20 protein-coding genes and 4 pseudogenes are annotated in these 18,389 nt (G+C 58.3%); 13 read left to right on the top strand and 11 right to left on the bottom strand.

Translation table 11 applies throughout. The annotated features are described in order from the left end of the window. Positions 1 to 1,191: 1,191 nt before the first annotated feature. Positions 1,192 to 1,374 (bottom strand): hypothetical protein, encoded by a 183-nt coding sequence (locus tag AB4Z52_RS22030; RefSeq protein WP_442220024.1) that lies wholly within the window; start codon positions 1,372 to 1,374, stop codon positions 1,192 to 1,194. Between the two features lie 339 nt (positions 1,375 to 1,713). Between AB4Z52_RS22030 and AB4Z52_RS22025 the strand changes: the two genes are divergently transcribed. Then, positions 1,714 to 1,956 carry a DUF982 domain-containing protein gene (locus AB4Z52_RS22025; protein ID WP_442220049.1) on the top strand — a complete coding sequence of 81 codons (243 nt, stop codon included), beginning with the start codon at positions 1,714 to 1,716 and terminating at the stop codon, positions 1,954 to 1,956. 164 nt (positions 1,957 to 2,120) lie between these two features. After that, positions 2,121 to 2,303 carry a hypothetical protein gene (locus AB4Z52_RS22020; protein WP_442220023.1) on the top strand — a complete coding sequence of 61 codons (183 nt, stop codon included), beginning with the start codon at positions 2,121 to 2,123 and terminating at the stop codon, positions 2,301 to 2,303. Positions 2,304 to 2,455: 152 nt separating this feature from the next. On the opposite strand, the pseudogene treZ reads toward AB4Z52_RS22020, so the two are convergent. Beyond that, positions 2,456 to 4,223: pseudogene (gene treZ, locus AB4Z52_RS22015) on the bottom strand (malto-oligosyltrehalose trehalohydrolase). A gap of 131 nt (positions 4,224 to 4,354) precedes the next feature. On the opposite strand from treZ, the gene treY reads away from it, so the two are divergent. The 3 genes and pseudogenes from treY (at position 4,355) to AB4Z52_RS22000 (ending at position 8,459) form a co-directional block, all read left to right on the top strand. Then, on the top strand, positions 4,355 to 6,862 hold the full coding sequence (gene treY / locus AB4Z52_RS22010) for a malto-oligosyltrehalose synthase (RefSeq protein WP_442220022.1): 2,508 nt from the start codon (positions 4,355 to 4,357) through the stop codon (positions 6,860 to 6,862). Between the two features lie 88 nt (positions 6,863 to 6,950). Next, a pseudogene (locus tag AB4Z52_RS22005) lies at positions 6,951 to 7,301 on the top strand (glycogen debranching protein GlgX); the annotation flags it as partial. Positions 7,302 to 7,991: 690 nt separating this feature from the next. Beyond that, positions 7,992 to 8,459 (top strand): hypothetical protein, encoded by a 468-nt coding sequence (locus AB4Z52_RS22000; RefSeq protein WP_442220048.1) that lies wholly within the window; start codon positions 7,992 to 7,994, stop codon positions 8,457 to 8,459. 184 nt (positions 8,460 to 8,643) lie between these two features. Here the strand turns inward: AB4Z52_RS22000 and AB4Z52_RS21995 are convergent, their stop codons facing one another. Then, positions 8,644 to 9,045, bottom strand: coding sequence for a GFA family protein (locus AB4Z52_RS21995; protein ID WP_442220021.1), 402 nt, complete (start codon positions 9,043 to 9,045; stop codon positions 8,644 to 8,646). Positions 9,046 to 9,404: 359 nt separating this feature from the next. On the opposite strand from AB4Z52_RS21995, the gene AB4Z52_RS21990 reads away from it, so the two are divergent. Then, positions 9,405 to 9,545, top strand: coding sequence for a DUF2934 domain-containing protein (locus tag AB4Z52_RS21990; protein WP_442220020.1), 141 nt, complete (start codon positions 9,405 to 9,407; stop codon positions 9,543 to 9,545). A 77-nt stretch (positions 9,546 to 9,622) separates the two neighbouring features. Here the strand turns inward: AB4Z52_RS21990 and AB4Z52_RS21985 are convergent, their stop codons facing one another. From AB4Z52_RS21985 to AB4Z52_RS21970, 4 genes and pseudogenes are all read right to left on the bottom strand, one after another. Then, positions 9,623 to 10,231, bottom strand: a complete 609-nt coding sequence (locus AB4Z52_RS21985; protein ID WP_442220019.1) for a general stress protein — start codon at positions 10,229 to 10,231, stop codon at positions 9,623 to 9,625. A gap of 26 nt (positions 10,232 to 10,257) precedes the next feature. Then, complete coding sequence (locus AB4Z52_RS21980) at positions 10,258 to 10,569, bottom strand: PepSY domain-containing protein (RefSeq protein ID WP_442220018.1); 312 nt, start codon at positions 10,567 to 10,569, stop codon at positions 10,258 to 10,260. A gap of 528 nt (positions 10,570 to 11,097) precedes the next feature. Beyond that, positions 11,098 to 11,301 (bottom strand): hypothetical protein, encoded by a 204-nt coding sequence (locus AB4Z52_RS21975; RefSeq protein WP_442220047.1) that lies wholly within the window; start codon positions 11,299 to 11,301, stop codon positions 11,098 to 11,100. Between the two features lie 34 nt (positions 11,302 to 11,335). Beyond that, positions 11,336 to 12,293 (bottom strand): annotated as a pseudogene (locus AB4Z52_RS21970) (SDR family oxidoreductase). A 142-nt stretch (positions 12,294 to 12,435) separates the two neighbouring features. On the opposite strand from AB4Z52_RS21970, the gene AB4Z52_RS21965 reads away from it, so the two are divergent. From AB4Z52_RS21965 to AB4Z52_RS21950, 4 genes and pseudogenes are all read left to right on the top strand, one after another. After that, positions 12,436 to 12,924: a hypothetical protein gene (locus AB4Z52_RS21965; RefSeq protein ID WP_442220017.1), complete on the top strand. Its 489-nt coding sequence runs from the start codon at positions 12,436 to 12,438 to the stop codon at positions 12,922 to 12,924. 9 nt (positions 12,925 to 12,933) lie between these two features. Next, positions 12,934 to 13,353, top strand: coding sequence for a GFA family protein (locus tag AB4Z52_RS21960; RefSeq protein ID WP_442220016.1), 420 nt, complete (start codon positions 12,934 to 12,936; stop codon positions 13,351 to 13,353). Continuing rightward, positions 13,350 to 13,879: pseudogene (locus AB4Z52_RS21955) on the top strand (GXWXG domain-containing protein). Before AB4Z52_RS21960 ends, AB4Z52_RS21955 begins: the two are co-directional and overlap by 4 nt. A 246-nt stretch (positions 13,880 to 14,125) precedes the next feature. Next, positions 14,126 to 14,365 (top strand): hypothetical protein, encoded by a 240-nt coding sequence (locus tag AB4Z52_RS21950; protein WP_442220015.1) that lies wholly within the window; start codon positions 14,126 to 14,128, stop codon positions 14,363 to 14,365. A 79-nt stretch (positions 14,366 to 14,444) separates the two neighbouring features. On the opposite strand, the gene AB4Z52_RS21945 is transcribed toward AB4Z52_RS21950, so the two are convergent. The 3 genes from AB4Z52_RS21945 to AB4Z52_RS21935 all read right to left on the bottom strand — a co-directional run bounded on the left by AB4Z52_RS21945 (position 14,445) and on the right by AB4Z52_RS21935 (position 15,780). After that, entirely contained in the window at positions 14,445 to 14,759 is a 315-nt protein-coding gene (locus AB4Z52_RS21945) for a DUF982 domain-containing protein (protein ID WP_442220014.1), read from the bottom strand. A 220-nt stretch (positions 14,760 to 14,979) separates the two neighbouring features. Continuing rightward, positions 14,980 to 15,288 (bottom strand): hypothetical protein, encoded by a 309-nt coding sequence (locus AB4Z52_RS21940; protein ID WP_442220013.1) that lies wholly within the window; start codon positions 15,286 to 15,288, stop codon positions 14,980 to 14,982. A 225-nt stretch (positions 15,289 to 15,513) separates the two neighbouring features. Beyond that, complete coding sequence (locus AB4Z52_RS21935; protein ID WP_442220012.1) at positions 15,514 to 15,780, bottom strand: hypothetical protein; 267 nt, start codon at positions 15,778 to 15,780, stop codon at positions 15,514 to 15,516. 599 nt (positions 15,781 to 16,379) lie between these two features. Between AB4Z52_RS21935 and AB4Z52_RS21930 the strand changes: the two genes are divergently transcribed. Both AB4Z52_RS21930 and AB4Z52_RS21925 read left to right on the top strand, forming a co-directional pair. After that, complete coding sequence (locus AB4Z52_RS21930) at positions 16,380 to 16,610, top strand: hypothetical protein (RefSeq protein ID WP_442220011.1); 231 nt, start codon at positions 16,380 to 16,382, stop codon at positions 16,608 to 16,610. 150 nt (positions 16,611 to 16,760) lie between these two features. Beyond that, on the top strand, positions 16,761 to 17,000 hold the full coding sequence (locus AB4Z52_RS21925) for a DUF6894 family protein (RefSeq protein WP_442220010.1): 240 nt from the start codon (positions 16,761 to 16,763) through the stop codon (positions 16,998 to 17,000). Here AB4Z52_RS21925 and AB4Z52_RS21920 read toward each other — a convergent pair. Beyond that, positions 16,997 to 17,737, bottom strand: coding sequence for a Crp/Fnr family transcriptional regulator (locus AB4Z52_RS21920; protein ID WP_442220009.1), 741 nt, complete (start codon positions 17,735 to 17,737; stop codon positions 16,997 to 16,999). The genes AB4Z52_RS21925 and AB4Z52_RS21920 overlap by 4 nt on opposite strands. Positions 17,738 to 18,149: 412 nt before the next feature. On the opposite strand from AB4Z52_RS21920, the gene AB4Z52_RS21915 reads away from it, so the two are divergent. Next, complete coding sequence (locus AB4Z52_RS21915) at positions 18,150 to 18,389, top strand: DUF982 domain-containing protein (protein ID WP_442220008.1); 240 nt, start codon at positions 18,150 to 18,152, stop codon at positions 18,387 to 18,389.

Below are 18,389 nucleotides of genomic sequence, written 5' to 3'. Positions count from 1 at the left end.
CTCACAATTGCCCCTGGCCGCACCATCGTTTTATACATCCGCCGCCTCGTACAGTATCAGACATATGGTTGAACCCCCGTCCCTGAAGATTACAATTCCATTGCGAGCGCCAGTGCAGCGTATCAAACCGCTCGTCAAGTGAGGCTGCAATGGCAGACCTTTACGAGAGTTTTTTCGATGCCGATCGTAGGTCGTGCTTGAGGCTTTGACCCAATGGTGCATTCGCAAGCACGACGACCTTCCTGAAGCCGCTCGTCCCGATCTTCTTGGTGTCCTGAGTTGTCATCCCCAAAGTGAATTGCCATGGGGCGTCGGCGACGAAAAGGCCGGCTTTCTGCCAGCACGAACACCTGCCGTGCCTCCTCCAGCAAAAGATTTCCTTCATGACTTCGGTGCACAGCTCCAAGACCTGGAGTTCGACGGTGGCAGTCAGCACGGGACGGGCAGGCGAGGAACTCTGTCAAAAACGCCGTTGGCGAGACGTCTATCGCGTCGAAAAGAGGCCAGGAGCTTTTCGTCGTTTGGGGGAAACGTTGGCACCTGGTCTTAAGCCCGGCCGGGGAAGATAAACTATTTCAAATTTAGATTTTGTGCCTGCTGCTGTCAAGACATACAAACGGTTAGGCTCAGTAAGCTCATCAGCTTTCTAAGACGAAAAAACAGCTCTTGGACGGGAATTTGCTTCCTACCTTGTTGATTGTTTGGGATGCCCGCCCTGCCTGCGTTCGCCCATAGCGCTACAAGGGAACAGCAATGTCGGCGGGCAAACACCGCCGGGCATCCACACTGCTACAGCGCGACGATCAGGATGAGACGACCCCCCGGCCACTATCGTCGTTGATCATCCCGGAGAGCCGGTGACGGCTCCAGCAGAACCGGGCCCACCGTCACTCCGACGACGCGTGTCATCAAGTTTACAATCGGCAATCGCTTCACCGAGAGATCCGTTCCCGACTGCCCTTCGAGCACGGGATTGATCGCGGTTCCGCGATTTGCACCGAGCGGGAGCGCGAGTGCCTGGTATGGATTGACCAACGCTTTGCTAGGCCAGCGACACAATGAGGAGGACAACGACAACACTGGAATACGCCCGTCCAGGTTAAGATGGCGGCAAGCAGTATGTTGAGGATTGCGTCGTCGCAATAGCCCCCAGGACATAGGCAAGAGCCTTCCACCCTTCATACTGCGTCATCAGATCGAGAAGCTGGTGCAATGCCAGAGCATGAAACCGGAGCCCGCTCGCCCGAGGTCGTGAACCTGCGGATTGGCGACCCGCCGGAGCATCAATACCCCGATCAGGATCAGGGCCGTCGAGGCGGCGAAGCCCGACGCCATGAGCCCGGTCGCAGCGCTGCTCTGAAGAACTGCAGCCACGCCCATGCCCGCAAAAAATGCCTTGAAACTGTTATATTCTGGGGGACTGAGAGGAGGACGAACGTCCCAGTTCGGCACGATGTGCTAGGAAGTGTCGACAGTTATCTGATCCATTGGGCGATTAAGGCTCGCGGAATGCATGGCTGGCATTATGCGCTTTCACTGACGCTATAGATTGCGGCAAGGCGGCACCCATTGTGGTCGGAGCGTCAGGCACGGCTGTTCCTTCGTACGCATCCGCACAGAGCCTGAATGCGATTGAATTTTCAGAGATTCGGCTCTTTACTCAACGGTCGGGAGAGTGGTCGCCACCAAGAGCGATCCTTCCAAGGAGGAAACATCATGACGGACAAATGGAGCAGACCAATCGAAGTGGGTTTCGGCGTTTCAGGCTATCGGACCGTCACGGGACCGTTCGATGCGATGATCTGCCTCACCGATCTTTGGCCGGACAGACGAGGCTCACGCTTCATCCGGGCCCGCAACGCCTGCAGCGGGGCGATCGCCGGCCGGGTCGGTGCGGAGCAGGCGCGCGCGGAGTTCCTTGCGGCGGCGGAAGAAGCACATCTGAGCACACATTGACGTCACCGAGCGTCATTCAGGGTTGCGACCGTTGCGCATTTGATAGATGCGACGCCACGGGTTTTCGACAGACGTGGCCGCGAGAAGCTGCTCCGAAGACGGGCTTGGGACCTCTCTCAGGCGAAGCCGGTCTCAAGTTCTATCGGTCCTTGGACAGGCGTCCGGTGTCAAGCAGGCATTGGGCCTATGCCAGACAAGACGATATCGCCCTGGTCGATCAGCTTCTGGATGGAGAAAGCGGCCTGCAACTCGCCTGCTGCCTGATCGATCGCTTCAATACGGCCGTCTTTTTGTCACGGGAACGCCTGAAGCTGCCAGGCGGGAGTTCGGCGATGCTTTCGCGGTGATCGCCAAACCAATTGCCGACAAACAAGTCGCGGAGGCCCATCAGGCCCGTGGCATGCGGATCGAGATGAAAAGTCAAATCTCTTCTGATCGAGCTTCGATCTCTAGACTCCAAATAGCCCATTCGACAACGGCCTCGTCACCATGTGTTGCCCTACTCTTGCGCCAGGCTCCAGAGCACCGCCCAGGGACCGACCCTGTCAGGCGCGATATCACCGAGACTTAGGATAATCTTTTCCCAGTTTGGCACCGTCGTATCGACGGCCTCGCCAGAGAGGTTGGCCATGAGGTGGAGGACGGAGCGGCCTATTCGCCACGTTACGCAAACCGGCCCTCCGTCATTATCGTACTTAGCTGAATGGCCCTGTGCATCCGCGAGACATGGCACGATCCATTTTCTCCTCAGCGACAGCAGCAGTCGATAATATTCGAGGAACGGCTCGTTATGGATTGCTCCACTCCATTGCAACTTTGCCTGACGGAAGGTGCTTTCGCAGGTCGGATCGAGCGCGTCGTCCACATCGAAGCCGGGCAGCCGCGATAGTTCTTCTTTCCTTCCCGCTCTTATCCTTTCGTTCAACTCATCATCAAGATCGCAGAAGAATGGAAAGGGATCGGACGATCCCCATTCCTCGCCCATGAACAGCATTGGAATTTGCGGTGCCAACAGATAGACGGCCGCAATTGCCTTTATGGCTTCGATCGGATGAGACGCGTTCATCCGATCGCCCATTGCCCGGTTGCCGATCTGATCGTGGTTCTGGATGAACGAAACGAACGCGGTGGGCGGCAAGCCGGTGCTGGGCCTTCCCCTCGTTTTCCCCCGATAGGGCATGTGCTCGCCCTGGAATACAAATCCTTCCGCCAAGGCGCGACCAATCTTTGCGCTATCGCCGGCATAATCCCGATAGTAGCCGAATGTCTCGCCCGTCGCGGCAATATACAGGACATGATGGATATCGTCGTTCCACTGCGCCGTGAATTGCCGCGCTCTTCCCTGCGCGTCGCGGACCAGAAGATCGGCATTATTGTCTTCATTCTCGACGATCAGATGGATAGGCCGTTCGGGAACCGCCTCCCGCACGCGCTCGGCGAGTTCGCACAATATATGCGGATGGCCGTTATCCTTGATGGCATGAACCGCATCAAGCCGCAGGCCATCCATCCGAAACTCCCTTATCCAATAGTGTGCATTCTCGATGACGAAGTCCCGGACGAAACGACTGCCGGCGCCGTCGAAGTTGAGACCGCGGCCCCACGGCGTCTTGTGTGTCACTGAAGATCGGCGCATAATGCGGCAGATAGTTCCCGTCTGGCCCAAAGTGATTATAGACCACATCGAGAAACACGCAGATTCCGCATCCGTGCGCCGCGTCTACGAGTGCCCGCAAATCCTCGGGCCGACCGTAGCTGCTATCTGGCGCATATGGCAGAACACCGTCATAGCCCCAGCCGTATCGTCCGGGAAAATCGGAAAGCGGCATGAGCTGGATCGCGGTGATGCCGAGGCGCCGCAGATGCTCCAGCTTTTCGATCGCTCCCAGGAAGGTGCCGGCCTCGGTAAAGGCTCCGAGATGCGTTTCATATATTACCATTTCCTCCCAGGCGCGGCCGTTCCAGGGGTCGGCACGCCATGCGAAGGTCGGATCGATGATCTCACTGGGCCCATGAACGTCATGCGGTTGGAAGCGCGATGCCGGGTCCGGCACTTCAAGGCCATCTGGCAGAACGAACCTATAAAGATCACCCGGACGAGCACCCGGTACCTCAACACGATGCCATTCATCCGCCAATGGCTCCATCTGCCATTGTCCGCGCTTTTCGATTTTTAGGGTCACGCGCTGATGGAGCGGTGCCCAGAGGCGAAATGTGACCGCTTCGTCCCTGATTTCCGGACCATGTGCGATGTTGCTCAGCTGCATTTTCGAACCTCCCGCTCAGACCTGTTCCAACGATTGCCGCTCCCCAACGCGGCTGTTGCATTGCTGTTCCTGCGGATTGGAACAGATGTGACTCCGCATCGTTAGGTAGCCGAATGGAAAAAGAGGCCACGATGAGCGTTCCCACGTCCACCTACCGCCTGCAGTTTCGCAGCAGCATTACCTTCGATAAGGCGATCGGGCTTATCCCTCATCTCAAAGACCTAGGCATCAGCCATCTTTATGCATCACCGATTTTCACCGCCGCCAGGGGCTCGGCACATGGTTACGACGTCATCGACGCGAATGAGATCGATCCGGCGATAGGCGGGCGGGAAGGCTTCGAGCGTCTCGTCGTCGCCTTGCGGCGGGCCGGCCTCGGCCTCATCATCGATATTGTTCCAAACCATATGGCGGCGTCGTTTGAAAATGCGTGGTGGCGTGATGTTTTGCGACGGGGGAGGCATAGTCCCCACGCTCGCCATTTCGACATCGATTGGAACGAGAAGCTGACCTTGCCGCAGCTCGGCAAGCCGCTCGATGAAGTTTTGGCGGCCCGGGAACTGCAGCTTGCTTACGACCAAACTGAACATCTGGTGATGCTTGCCTATTTCGACAAGCACTACCCGCTGAGCGATGCCAGCAGCCGCCACATACTGGCGCAGACGGACGGAGACGACGAAAAGCTGAGAGCTTTTTCACAGAATACGACTGGGATGAAGCAGTTGCTTGCCGAGCAGCACTGGCGGCTGCTCTACTGGCAAGACGCGACCGTTCACCTCAACTACCGGCGCTTTTTCGATGTCGGCGGGCTCGCTGGCATCCGGGTTGAAGATCCCCAGGTTTTCGACGATGTCCACCGGTTGACCATTGAACTGGTTCGATCCGGTAAGGTGCAGGGTCTTCGCATCGACCATATTGACGGATTGGCCGATCCAAAAGCCTATCTCACGCGCCTGCGTCAAGCCGTCGGCGCGGAAACTTTCATCGTGGTCGAGAAGATCCTTGGCAGCAACGAAACCTTGCCGTCCGACTGGCCTGTCTCTGGAACGACCGGCTACGAATTCATCTCGGCGATGGCGCATCTTTTCATTGCCGGCGACGGCTTGCGCAAAATCGACATGGCATACGTGGCCGCAGGCGGTAAACAGGCTGATTTTCATGCAAGTTTGCGCGAAGCGAAGCTGCTGATAATCCGCCGCAGTTTTGCCGGCGAGATCAGACGGCTTATCCAACTTGCCCTGGCGATTTGCCCTGAACTTGGTCTCGACGATATCTCGTCTGCGCTCGAGGAATTGCTGATCGCTTTTCCAGTTTACCGCATTTACGGCTGCCGGAGGCCACTGGAGGCCCGGGATGAAGAGATCCTTGCCGGCGCGAGCGCACAAATTCAGCCGAGTTTGCAGCCCATTCCTGCGCTGGGGATGATCCTACGGATACTGAGAGGCGAAATCGGCGGCGCAGATGCCTTCGAATTCCGGACAAGATTTCAGCAACTTAGCGGCCCAATCATGGCAAAAGCCGTGGAGGATACGCTGTTTTATCGGTACAATCGTCTCATTGCTGCCAATGAAGTCGGCGGCGACCCGAGCCAAACGCCTGGTGGCGTCCCGATGTTTCATCGGATGATGGTAGATCGCACGCGGCTTCAACGATATGGGCTTTCGGCCACATCGACGCACGACACGAAGCGCGGCGAAGATGCGCGCGGCCGCCTTTACGCTGTCTCCGAGTGCCCCGACGTCTGGATTGAAGGCATCGGACGGTGGCGCGAATTGAACATGGCTTTTCGCCGCAACCTTTCGGATGGGCTGGCGCCGGAACCCAATGTCGAATGGATGCTCTACCAAGCCCTGGCGGGAATCTGGCCCGACGATCTCGAACACAGTCGAACCGAGGAGCTGCAGACCCGTTTCGTCGCCTACGTCGAAAAGGCCATAAGGGAGGCGAAGCTGCGGACCGACTGGGTGGCGCGAAACACCAATTACGAAGAAGCCGTGCTGGGGTATGCCGCAGCGCTGGTTTCTCCCGACAATCATGGCTTCGTAACGGACTTCGACAAGACCATGCGCCTCTTTGCCGAGCTGGGCTATTTGAACAGCCTGTCTCAAACCCTGATCAAACTTACCGCACCCGGCATTCCTGATATTTATCAGGGATGCGAAGGTCTGGATTTCAGTCTGGTTGACCCGGATAACCGCAGGATCGTTGATTATTCATCCCTTGGCGAACCCGGCACGGGCGACACCTCTTCCAACGCCCGGCAGGCGGCATCGCGGAAACGCCACATCATAAGAACCGTATTGCGGTATCGCAACGAGCGACCGCAGCTGTTTCTTGAGGGGCTTTACCAACCACTCGATGTCATCGGTCGACGGCAGGACAATCTTGTCGCATTTGCGCGCCGTTATGGAGATCAGACGGCGATAACGATCGCCCCCCGCCTGCTGGGCGACTATGCCGCCTCCGGCATGGACAAAGGAGGGGCCGATTTCTGGCAGGACACGGCGGTATTGATCCCGCCACGGCTTGGCGGACCGACACGGGATCTGCTGACAGGAAAATTCGTCGATGCCGGCGATATCGCAGCCTCGTCGATCCTCACAGATTATCCGCTCTCCGTTGTCGTTTCGGTTTCCTGAGCAACGACACTGCGGCCGGCTCGAGGCTGGCTGTTATCGGAACAAATCCGATCATACCGGGTTTCGCGCAGCAGCAAGGAGGACGCCGATGACGGAAAAAGTCGGGCGGCAGGTAATAGAACCGGGCGAATTCTCGCGTCTGGAGGCAAATTACGATGGCGACGGCGTCAATTTCGCACTGTTCAGCGCCTATGCCGAAAAAGTAGAGCTCTGCCTCTTCGACGAGAACGGAAACCGGGAGATCGAGCGGATCCCCTTGCCGGATTATACCAATGAGATCTGGCATGGCTACATTCCCGGTATGAAGCGCGGGGCCCTTTACGGCTATCGTGTCCATGGACCGTAAGATCTGGAACACGGTCATCGCTTCAATCCGAACAAGCTGCTTACCGATCGCTATGCGCGTGAACTTGTCGGCGACGTCGAGTGGTCGAATGCGCCGGATCGAGACCATTCATCAAAATTGCGTTCTATTTTGGGAATGCCACAGATCAAGTGTTTTCAGAACGGAACCCAGCGGGTACGAAGAAGGTTGTCGGAGAAACTCGCAGGGAGGGTCTCTCATGCAAAAAATCATCCACTTCGGCTTGCTCCTCACTCGGAGGGCCCCATGTACCTCCGGGTCGGCGATGGCATGCGCGCGTATCGATGGCGACGGCGCTTGCGCTGGCGGCGCGCCGAAACGCCTGAAGCGCGACCGCGACAACTATGCCAGCGACGTGAATGATCTCACCGGATCAGAAGCACAGCCCTCGAAGGCAGCAAACTGTAAAGCGGGGACTGCTGCGCGTAACTGTGCCCGCTAGACGCTTCATAGCAATCGTGATCCCGCAGGAAGAACTTACGAGGGGAACCAAAGACGAGGCATATTGCCACATGTATTCCAAGAACATCCAAATCCTCTAGCTCGAGGATGGCAATCATTAACTGATGCCGAGGAAGAAGGTCTCAGGTTTCGGTAGCCGATCATCAGGCGACTATGGCCGCAATAGTCAGAAGGTGGCCTGACAAGGCGGCGGCGCAGAAGGAGGCTTGATTGCCGGCGCTGACCTCGTGTCGTGGGCGCTATAAGGACGCATGGTGATATCGCTCGTGGACTTGACGGGCATGGGAGGCAGTCCGGTTGAAGATGCAGTCGAAGGCGCGGGAAAGGATCACCTATTTCATACTTCTGGCAATTCAAACGCTGGCAGTTGGCTTCCTGTTGTGGATCGTGTTCCCGATCTTCTATTCGGTGATCACACACTTCGGCGAGCAGCAGGACATCCGCCCGTCCAGGCAGCTTGGCGCGTTCGCAGGCACGCTCCTACTTCAAACATGCTATTGGGCGAGGGTTCGATGGGTGACCGTCCAACCACCATGCCACAACACGTTCATTGCTCATCTGGTATTCTTCGCAGCTCGCCTCAGCTTCGTGTTCGGGGGCGCATTCTTCTCGGCCATATTCTTCAGACATTTGCCTGAACTGGGAGCGCTGCCTCCGTTCGGCGAGGCGCTTATCAGGGCGGTTTCGATCGTCATCATACTGTTTGGACTGTTCTGCTATTCGCTCGAGCTGGACCGCCTCGGGAAAGCGATCGAGCCCCCGGCGACCTAATTTTTGGTCGCGTTGGTCAGTGGCAGTTTGTGCATCAACTTTCAGGAGAACCATAAGGTTGCCGAAGGTTGCACTGTAGCAGATTCGGCCGCTGCCCCTGTGGAACGGGGCAAATATGACTTGCTCGTTGAAGATGCCGGCGGCGTCGTGGGTGAGATAGACGGATTTCGACCAACCGCGCCTTTCAGTCGTCGTGTCGCGGCAACGCTCGAAGATCCTGAGCCCATGGCAGTTCCGAAGAACACCAGAACTGCGCCCATGGCTTGAGATCTTGCCGCTGGTTTATGGTACCGAGCCGGATGCCGACCTGATCAGCGTCCTGCAGCTCGCCTGTCGTGTAGATTGGCGACCCGCAGTTTGAGCAGAAGTACTGCATTCGTCGACGACCGTTGTCAGCGATTTTTATATACTCCTTCGGGTCGCCGCAGGTGATGCGGAACTTCTGCCGAAGCGCGCTGACCGTCACGCGATAGGCGGTGCCCGTTAGTCTTTGACAGTCCGTGCAGTGGCAGATCGTAATTTCGCGAGGGTCAACGTCCGCCTCATACCTCACTTGCCCGCACTGACACCCCCCGTCGATATACATGCCTGTCCTCCTTCTGCATCAATCCCCGGCGAGATAGAGATCTAAAGTCATAAGTCGACATGAGTTGGCTCAATTTCGGCATGAACCCGAGCGTGAAGCCGAACAAATGGGCGATCCGCTCGAGCGTACCGGTCTCGATTTTGAGGACCAGTCACTCAGTGTTGCCGGTGATGGCCGCAATGCTCCTGCGTCAGCCGGTGCGACTTGCGAATTTCACTACGGCAACCTAGTTCTCCAGCGGGCGCCTTATTCCTGCAAGCGGATACGTCCTTCACTACAAACTGCGGCCGCTGTTAAGAGGCGATGTGCCGGGGGTGGTGACGAGCACCGGGAAATCGTGAGTTGGAAAAGGGTCCCCGGTGGAAGTCCGGGACGAATGGGTCGCTCCTCAGGCCCATGCGCTATGGGAAGAGGCCGGCCGCTCTGACGGTTATGATGGCGAACACTGGGATCAAGCTTCTATCGAGTATGATGAGCTCCAAACTGCGGCGGCGGCTTAAACATCCTTAACCTGCTGTGACCGTTAAGCGCAGAAGGCGTGGAGCAGCCGACAAGAAGCCGGCCGCTCCCAGGTGTCTTAAAGACGGTTTGTTCGATATCGCTCACGCTCGGCAGCCATTTGCTCCGGCGTATAGGGGGCGGCCGCTTCATCGAACCGGGTCCAGCCCTCTTCGATGTAGCTCGCGCGACGGGCTGCTACATCTACCGGACGCGTGCTGTCCAGGATCGCCTGCGCCTGCGCGACTTTCCCTTCATCGACCTTCGCGGCGACGACGGAGCCGCCTCGACGGATGCTTTCGGCATAGAAATTCGCCTCGTCCCCAGGCACGCCTGCTCTTACCATCGCGCCGACGATGCCGCCAACCGCGCCGCCCGCCACCGCACCTGCAACCGCACCGGCGGCGGTCGCGGCAAGCCATCCTGCCGCCACCACCGGGCCAACGCCCGGAATGGCCAGCAGGCCAAGGCCAGTCAGAAGGCCGCCTGCGCCGCCCGCGAGGGCGCCGATACCGGCACCGGCGCCAGCGCCATCAGCGGCATGACTGCCCTGACCTTCGACGTCAGGGCCGTTCGCCTTGTTGGTGACGATGCTGATGTCGTCGGAGGAAACGCCGGCATCTTCGAGGGCCTCAACGGCAGCGCGGGCGTCGTCGTAATTGTCATAGAGTCCAATGATCGTTCTCATGGAAGTCTCTCCTCGTCGTTGTCGTTTTACTTGGCCATCGTCACGTTGCCCTGGAAGTCCAGGGAGACGCCCGCCTGCTTGCCATCCTTGGAAGCGGTGGCGCGCCAGACGCCCTGATCGTCGAGCTTCAATCCCGTGACGTCCTTGAACCCTGCTTCCTCGATGCGCGACTTCGCCTGCGCTTCGGTGAAGGAGTTCTTGCCTGCGACCGGGGCGCCGGGGTTCTGCTCGGTCTTAACGGCGGGGGTGGTTTGCGATGTCGTAGGGGTCTGGCTCTGCGCAAAGGCGACCGATGCGGTCACGGCGAGGGCAAGAGAAAGGATTGCAAGTTTTCTCATGGGTGTTCCTCCTGTTGGTGGCGAGGAAACAGCGAAAAAGCCTCTTTGTTCCAACGATTTAATTGTGAGCCGAACCGTTGTCGGTTTCGCTGAGCCGAGATGGTGAACGAGTTCTTCCAGCGTGGCGCGCCGCCAACTAGCCCAGACATGTTCCTCCCCAGTCTCGATTGTCCGAAATCATTCGGTTGATAACGTCGCTAACCTATTGACATTAGATTCGATTTTGAATCGGAACGAGTCACTTGAGCCGCCGTTCAGTCCCTTTGGGTTGCGAGTCGCAGGGATGGACATGGCAGCGCAGCGGGCACAGTGGAAAGGTTTCCTAAAAGTCGCAGAGGTTTCATTCGGCGTTGCGCTCCGTACGGCGGCATCGACCACCGAACGCATCGCCTTCAACACCATCAACAAGGCGACCGGCAACCGGGTGAACCGTGTTTTTGTCGATAGCGAGACCGACGATCTGCGAAGCGCAGGCCAAGGGCTTCGAAATCGAGAACGGTCAGTACGTCATGATCGATCCCGATGAAATCACCTCCGTGCTCCGACGTCGACGACGTCTACTTCGACAAGCCCTACTACCTCACGCCCGCTTTCTCCGTTAGCGTCGCGCGCGGTGTCAGGATTGTCTTTTGCAGGCATGTAGCCCGGAGGCGTGTATTTTTGAGGCCCCTCCCAGCGCGGCGTCTGGTCCGTGGTGCCGGGAGTTCCGTCCTTCGGTGTGATGGTTCCTATCGTCGTTCTCCATTCATCGAACTTGTCGAACTCTTCAGTAGCCGCCGACGATCGGCAGAACTTCGCCGGTGATGTAGCTGGACATCTGCGGCGACGCCAAAAAGACGTACGCGGGCGCGATCTCTTCGGGCTGCGCTGCGCGCTTCATCGGCGTCTGGCCGCCGAACTTCTCGATGTCGTCCGCCTGCTTGTCAGATGGGTTGAGCGGCGTCCAGACCGGGCCTGGCGCGACGGCGTTTACGCGAATGCCCTTGGGGACCAGTTGGCTGGATAGCGCCTTCGTGAATGCATGGATGCCGCCCTTGGTCATCGAATAGTCGAGTAGTTCCTTCGATCCCTCAAGACCCGTAACGGATCCCGTGTTGACGATCGCCGAGCCATTCTTCAGATGCGGGATCGCGGCCTTCGCCATATGGAAATAGCCGTAGAGGTTCGTCTTCAGCGTCTCATCGAAATGCTCGTCCGTCAGGTCTTCGATATCGGCCGTGTGGACCTGGAAGGCGGCGTTGTTTACCAGGACGTCAAGGCGGGAGAACTGCTTCACCGTCTTCTCAACGGCCGTCCGGCAGAACTTGGCGTCCTTTACATCGCCACGAATGACCATGCACTGACGCCCTTCCTTCTCCACTGCAGCCTTTTGTTGCCTCGGCGTCTTCGTTTTCGTCGAGATGGACGATGGCGACGTCGGCCCCTTCACGTGCGAACAGGATGGCGACCGAACGCCCGATGCCGGAGTCGCCGCCGGTGATCAGCGCGACCTTGTCCTTGAGCTTCTCGGATCCTTTGTAGAACGGCGCGTCGTACATCGGCTCGACAGGAAGATCGGCCTCCGAGCCGGGCTTGTCCTGATGCACCTTCGGAAAGGGCGGCTCTGGATAGCGGCGGGCACCCGCCTGCATCGCTCGGGAAGGCTTCGGCTTTTCCTTCTTGTCCGCCTTCTCGACCTGATCCTGGATTTCTCGCTGTTTCGCGATGGTGGCTTCGGATGACATTGGGCTCTCCCTTCGATTGTTGCGGGTACAACGTGGAACCAACGAAAAAGTTTGCAGCAGGAGATGCTCGTTTAGCGTCGACTTCCGGGTGCATGGAACTTTGGAGGCTCGTTGGTCTTTCTCACCCACACAGGAGGATGTCATGCCAGACCCCAAGGAATCCCCAGCAGTACGGTCGATGGAGATCGAGCAGGCCGAGCAGCGAAAACGTGCTTCGAAAGGTGACCTCGACACCGGACTTGAAGACAGCTTCCCCGCGTCGGATCCTGTCTCCGCCACCATCACCGCCATCCCGGCTGGTAGAACCGACGCCGACGAAGCCGACCGCCTGCGGAAGCGGCCGGCAACGAATGAAGACTTTCCGCTCGTCGAGGAGGCGCTCAAGTCGACCGGAGAAGGTCGGCGGTCCCAGCATGGCGTCACTGCCCCACAGGAGGGACTGCGTGCACTTCGAAGGGATGCGGACCGCATCGCCGAGACGGCCTCTGAAGTCGCACCCAGTGCGACGTCGTTCGCCGGGTCCGAAGTGCGAAACTTCGTGCATGATGTCGAAGGCAAGGTTCGCGAGCGGCCCATCGCAGCGGTTGCCATCGTCGCCGCGCTTGCCTTCGTCTACGGCGCGACGCGCTAGGAGTTGGCCATGGCTTCGCGTTGGACTGGAGGCTGTCTGTGCGGGCGGTGCCGCTATGAGTTCGAGGGCGATCCACCTCACTCGGGATACTGCCATTGCGACATGTGCAAGAGGGCGACCGGCGGACCGTTCGCAGTTCTTGTTCAGGCGAATCTCGAAGACCTTCGTTGGACAAGCGTGCCGCCCTCCTCCTACAGGTCGTCGCCGATCGCCAAGCGCGGCTTCTGTCCGAACTGCGGGACGCCTCTTTATCTCCAATACGACGGCGATGATCTCATTCGTGTCACGGCGGGTTCTCTCGATCATCCGGAACGCATTCGTCCCGCAGAACATTATGGCGTCGAAAGCCGTCTCGACTGGGCCGACTGCGGACGCGGGCTGCCCGAGGAAGGGACGCAGGAGACTTTCCGAAGGCAAGAGGCGAAATGAAGGACGGGCGGCAGGAAGAACGTATTGCGTGGTTCGCATCGATGAAGCCTGTCCTGCCTGAGGAGATGGTCGGCCTGTGGCGCGGAACAGGCATTCCGTCGGGACACCCTCTCGACGGAGTGATGGAAAACCTCGGCTGGTTCGGCAAGCGTTTCCAGCCTGATCTGAAGGCCGATGCCTTGTTGTTCCAGTGTAGGCCCGGTCGTGTCGTTCCACTCGAGCCATCCTTCTTCCCGATCGAGCTGGCGATCCGGCTCGCTCCATTTGCAAAAACTTTCGTGGCTCGGAACCTATTCTCGCATCTCCAGGAGGTCTTCCGCGCCCGCGACACGACGGCGATGCTGACCCTTCGTAGGATAGACGGCGCAGAGACCACCGCGATGGTCTACGACAAGCAGCCCATCGCCGACTTCTTCCGGAGAGTGGACGATCACGAAGTCGCCGGTATGATGGTCGTCGATGCGACGAACCGCGATACTTCTTCCGGCTCAGGAAAGTTCCACCGACGCCGGAGAGCGCCGCTTGAGGAAGGGAGAAGCCATTTCTGGAGACGCCCAACGGCCGCTACATCACGGAATTGCGCAATTGGCTGGAATCAAGGACGTCCGCGCCCTTCCTCGCGGTTTCACCTGGCCGCCGCCCCGCTGAGGTGGGTTTGAATGATCGCAATTGTGCGGAATCGGACATACGGTTGAATCGAATTTCCCAAGGTTTAAAATCCGATTGCGAGCGCTAGTGGAGCGTATCATCCGCTCGCTGAGTGGGGGCTGCGATGAATGGCCTTTCTGGAGCTTTTTTCCATGCAGATCCAGTGGTTGTCCTCGATGCCTTGACCGAATGGTGCATTCGGACGCGAGACGACCCGGACGATTATTTAGTATCGCTGGCAATCACCCTCTATAATGACGGCAACAATACTCCCGAGCGCCTGCTGAAGGCCCTCGAAATTGAACTCGTCGGCGACGACATTCCGCTTTCGCGGCTGGGAACCTCTGCGCGATTTGACCATTAGTTCAACAGTCAGGGTTTTAACAGCCGCACCCCGAGCGCTGGGCGCCAGGCGTAGGCTCCCGGTTTCCATGCTGCTTGGCTTACCGCCCCGGCTTGGCGTAGTGGCTTGTCCCGGCCGTCTCGGTACCCGTTGGCATTGCGAAGGCAAATTGCCTTGGCGTATCGGCCGCGACGAGGCCGGCCTCTTTTGTCGCGAGGATAAAGGCATGCCGTGCCTCGTCCGGAGGAAGATTGCCGTTCATCACTTCAGCGCAGACCTCCAGCGCCTGCCGCCGTTCAGCACCATTCTCAACCGTCCACTTGTAGGTCAGAATATTCTCTGCCTTCTTTGTCGAGCAGACGATCAGGTAGGCGTCGAGCCGGCCACACACATCACGTAGACGCATCGGGACCATTTTTTATCTGAAATAGGGGACATAGGCCTCCTCCCAGCGTTCGTCGTAACGGAGAGTCAATACGGCTATCGACAGTTGGTTCCGACGTCACGCCAAACGAGCTGTCATGTCATCGAAAGTATTGTCGTGCTTGGTTTGCCATTGAAGGCTGCGCGCGCCGCCTTGCGTCTTGCTGGGCAAGGCGAGCGTACCCCGATGGCGGGGCACGCGCTTAGATGTTTTAGCGTTCGGGGCAACCTGGAACATTTGCAAAACTGATACGGTCGAGCCCGCTATCGGTCATTCCTTCAACGACGATCCGACGCTCAGTAGCCCTGACGATCCTTGGATGATGAAATCCCTGCTCTCGAGCGGCCGCGATCGCCTCTCCCGGTGCGCAGCCATCGCGAGGCTCGTCGTCCCTAATCACCGGGCGAATGCCATGTTTTCCTATTTCGATATCGAGTCCCTGGGCGTTGGCAGACAGGCTTGAAAACATGATGCACGAAAGAATTGCCGCAACGCTGGCGGCTATGGGAACGAGTTTCATTGTGCCTCTCCTCAGAAGACTACACATCACAGTAAATCTCTGGGCGGGCTGCATGTTCCACGCTTCCAGTCGACGGAGCCGCCCTTCAATCTGACGCGCTTTTGCGCCTTTACCACCTGCTATACTGGCGACAGCGATGCCGATCGCAAGAGGCGATTTGGCGAGATGCGAATCCTGCTCGATCGGCGCAGACTGAAGTAGGGTCTAATCAATCGAGTTCATCGATCACCGTCCCCGCTCGATGAACTTGTTGAAGCGGCTTGTCTTGCCGTCCTTTGTTTCATCTTGATAAAGAAAGGCCAGGTTGTTTTCGTCGAAAATCCGGAAGAACGCGTCCCAATCTATCTCGTCAAACTCTTCTTCCTTTTCGCCGAAATCGATCCGGAGCAAACCGCCTTCGCCCCGCGTGCGGATGACGGCTGGACTCCCATTTCGGGCCTCCACCCACTTGCGAATTTCGTTGTGGTTGGTCGTCGTGTTAGAATCGCTCATTCTAATTCTCCACTTCTTCTTCTGCTGCGGGTAGCTCCTAGGAGAATAGAAACAAGCGCTCCGTCGGCCTGAACTCCCGTCTGCTTGAGGTACGAACTACGAAGTCGTGATCGGGTTCCGATGAAAGCATAGGCCTTTGCCTGCGCGGGAGAGTTCGTCGATGATCCGATGGAGGATCTCTTGCGACCCCTCTTCGCCCCAGCTTCTCGACCAACGCGTCTAAGACACTTCTAAACGGGCGGTTAACCACACAACCCTACCCTTGCGGCGGGCGATTCCATTGCAGGGGCCCCGGCTTTTTCTTTGGAGGAAGAGCGATTTCAGGCGAAGGACGGACATATCGATGGCTGACGATACCACCCAGAATAGCCAAGCTGCGGACGAGCACTCTGCGTACGCCCACCTCTGTGAACACCCGGACTGTACGAACTGGGGCGGATTCGGCTACGACGTAGACATGGGCCAGACCCAGTGGTTTTGCGGTGACCACAGGTGGGACGGCTATCGCCTGGGCAAGCCGCGGCGGACTTGGCCAGACAGCGAAACTTCGCCCATGAACGCGACGGAAATCCCGGCGCGCGCTGCAATGGTCCGCTGACATGATTACCCTAAGTGACCTCGTGGCCGAGCAATTTTATTGGGCAAGGCGAAGGATTGGAACTGACGCCGAGCGTGAACTTCAGATCGTGCGCGTTTCATCGATCTTCGGTTCAACGCGCGAGTTCCTCACCATTGCGATCGTCGGAAGCGACCAGCATTATGCCTTGGAGGAATTCGATTTTATCGGGATGGTAGCGCGGCGCCTTGCAGGCGACGTGCTCGATCACTAAAGTTTTGCGCGAAGTCGCAGAACCTTGGAGCAAGTCAGATGGCTATTGAACGCAGACATGCGGCGCTCCAACCTCTAGCCTGGGTCGGCTCACGCCTCTTCCGGGGCGATCTGAAGCATAACTGGATTTTGCTATGGCAAGAGAGGCCTGATGCCCAGGTTCTATTTCAACGTCCGTGCAGGGTCGACCATCATAGAAGACGAGGAGGGCACCGAGCTTCTTTCCCTCGAGGAGGCGAGGGCAGAAGCCCTGTTGGACGCCAGAAGCCTGATGAGCGCGGCGATCCTTGAGGGCGACGACATCTCCGGCCGTAGCGTCGAAATCAGCAACGATGCGGGCGAAGTCTTGTTCATTCTGCCCTTTACCGATGCGATCAACCCGAAAGCCTAGCTTGCTCGCTTTCTCTCCACAGCGATTGGCAGGCCAATGAGGCGCTCGTATTCGCGTTCAGGCAGGCCGTAGCAACCGCCCGCCACTTCCTCCAACCGCTCCCTGTCGATCACCTGGATGTTGCCGCGCGTCGCCTTGATCGCATGGAGGCCTTCGAGGATGTGGAGTTCGTTGGTCACACCGGAACGACGGACACCGAGCATCAGCGCCAGGAATTCATGTGTCAGCAGAAGGTGGTCGCCGCCGAGACGGTCGTGGCACATCAACAGCCAGCGGGCCAGCCGCTCCTGCATGCTGTAGCGGCCATTGGCAAGAGCCGAATGGGCAAGCTGCACTTCGCAGGAGTGAACATAACGCAGGAAGAGGTCCCGCGCCGCCTTGTGGCCGTCGAGAATATCGAGGAATGCGGCAACTGGCACGGACAGGCCAGTGCCCGGCGTCTGCATGAAGGTCCGGTTCGGTGTTCGGTCAGTCATCAGAACGACGTGATATCCGCCCAGACCTTCCCAGCCGACATGCCCAACCTCGATCCTTTCGTCGTCCGAGCTGGTGGCAACCACCGAGCCAAGCCCGCTCTCGATGAAATAGACGAATTCATTCGGCTCATTGGCTTCGGTCAGCACATATCTGAGCGGCAGGTCGAGCGCGGTCAGGTGCGGACGCAAAGCGGCGAAGGTCTGCTCCGGAAGGGCCTTGAGCAGCCGGTTTCCGACGGTCGATTGATCGAATTCTGCCATGCGATCTGCGATGGGGACGACGCCCGCTCTCCGTGAACCGTCACCTCAACGGGCGACAGACAGTTTATGCGACGAGAGCGTCGGTCTCGCCAAGATCGGTCATCGGCTCTGTACGCTTTTGACATTTCAGGCTGGGGAGCAATCTGGGGGAACCGAGAGGGAGGACGAACGTCCCAGGTCCGGCCCGAGCCTTTGGGCTCGCAGAATGCCTTGCTGGCATTATGCGCTCTAATGGCGGCGATAGATAGCAGCAAGGCGGCTCCCCATTGCGGTCGCCGGATCGGGCACTGCGTTCCATCGTACGCAACCGCACAGTGCATGAAAGCGATTGAATTTGCGCAGATTCGGTTCTTTACTCAACGGTCGGAAGAGCGGTCGCCATCAAGAGCGATCCTTCCGAGGAGGAAACATCATGACCGACAAATGGAGCAGTCCAATCGAAGTGGGTTTCGGCGTTTGGGGGTATCGGACCATCACGGGACCGTTCGATGCGATGATCTGCCTGACCGATCTTTGGCCTGACAGGCGCGGCGCGCATTTCATCAGCGCCCGCAGCGCTTGCCGCGGGGCAATCGCTGGCCGGGTCGGTGCCGAGCAGGCACGCTCCGAGTTCCTTGCGGCGGCCGAAGAGGCAAGAATCCTCACTCATTGA

Source organism: Rhizobium sp. 2YAF20 (assembly GCF_052114685.1).
Taxonomy (GTDB): Bacteria; Pseudomonadota; Alphaproteobacteria; order Rhizobiales; family Rhizobiaceae; genus Rhizobium.
The sequence above is the reverse complement of the archived record's forward strand: the minus strand, read 5'-3'. Positions and strand labels throughout refer to the sequence as shown.

What these genes read in the sequence shown, in the direction of transcription:
- AB4Z52_RS21940 (WP_442220013.1), bottom strand. Translation starts at nt 15,288, where the DNA reads ATGAAACTCGTTCCCATAGCCGCCAGCGTTGCGGCAATTCTTTCGTGC.
- AB4Z52_RS21995 (WP_442220021.1), bottom strand. Translation starts at nt 9,045, where the DNA reads ATGTATATCGACGGGGGGTGTCAGTGCGGGCAAGTGAGGTATGAGGCG.
- AB4Z52_RS21950 (WP_442220015.1), top strand. Translation starts at nt 14,126, where the DNA reads ATGAATGGCCTTTCTGGAGCTTTTTTCCATGCAGATCCAGTGGTTGTC.
- AB4Z52_RS21925 (WP_442220010.1), top strand. Translation starts at nt 16,761, where the DNA reads ATGCCCAGGTTCTATTTCAACGTCCGTGCAGGGTCGACCATCATAGAA.
- AB4Z52_RS21935 (WP_442220012.1), bottom strand. Translation starts at nt 15,780, where the DNA reads ATGAGCGATTCTAACACGACGACCAACCACAACGAAATTCGCAAGTGG.
- AB4Z52_RS21965 (WP_442220017.1), top strand. Translation starts at nt 12,436, where the DNA reads ATGCCAGACCCCAAGGAATCCCCAGCAGTACGGTCGATGGAGATCGAG.
- AB4Z52_RS21945 (WP_442220014.1), bottom strand. Translation starts at nt 14,759, where the DNA reads ATGGTCCCGATGCGTCTACGTGATGTGTGTGGCCGGCTCGACGCCTAC.
- AB4Z52_RS22000 (WP_442220048.1), top strand. Translation starts at nt 7,992, where the DNA reads ATGCAGTCGAAGGCGCGGGAAAGGATCACCTATTTCATACTTCTGGCA.
- AB4Z52_RS21915 (WP_442220008.1), top strand. Translation starts at nt 18,150, where the DNA reads ATGACCGACAAATGGAGCAGTCCAATCGAAGTGGGTTTCGGCGTTTGG.
- AB4Z52_RS21920 (WP_442220009.1), bottom strand. Translation starts at nt 17,737, where the DNA reads ATGGCAGAATTCGATCAATCGACCGTCGGAAACCGGCTGCTCAAGGCC.
- AB4Z52_RS21930 (WP_442220011.1), top strand. Translation starts at nt 16,380, where the DNA reads ATGATTACCCTAAGTGACCTCGTGGCCGAGCAATTTTATTGGGCAAGG.
- AB4Z52_RS21980 (WP_442220018.1), bottom strand. Translation starts at nt 10,569, where the DNA reads ATGAGAAAACTTGCAATCCTTTCTCTTGCCCTCGCCGTGACCGCATCG.
- treY (WP_442220022.1), top strand. Translation starts at nt 4,355, where the DNA reads ATGAGCGTTCCCACGTCCACCTACCGCCTGCAGTTTCGCAGCAGCATT.
- AB4Z52_RS21960 (WP_442220016.1), top strand. Translation starts at nt 12,934, where the DNA reads ATGGCTTCGCGTTGGACTGGAGGCTGTCTGTGCGGGCGGTGCCGCTAT.
- AB4Z52_RS21985 (WP_442220019.1), bottom strand. Translation starts at nt 10,231, where the DNA reads ATGAGAACGATCATTGGACTCTATGACAATTACGACGACGCCCGCGCT.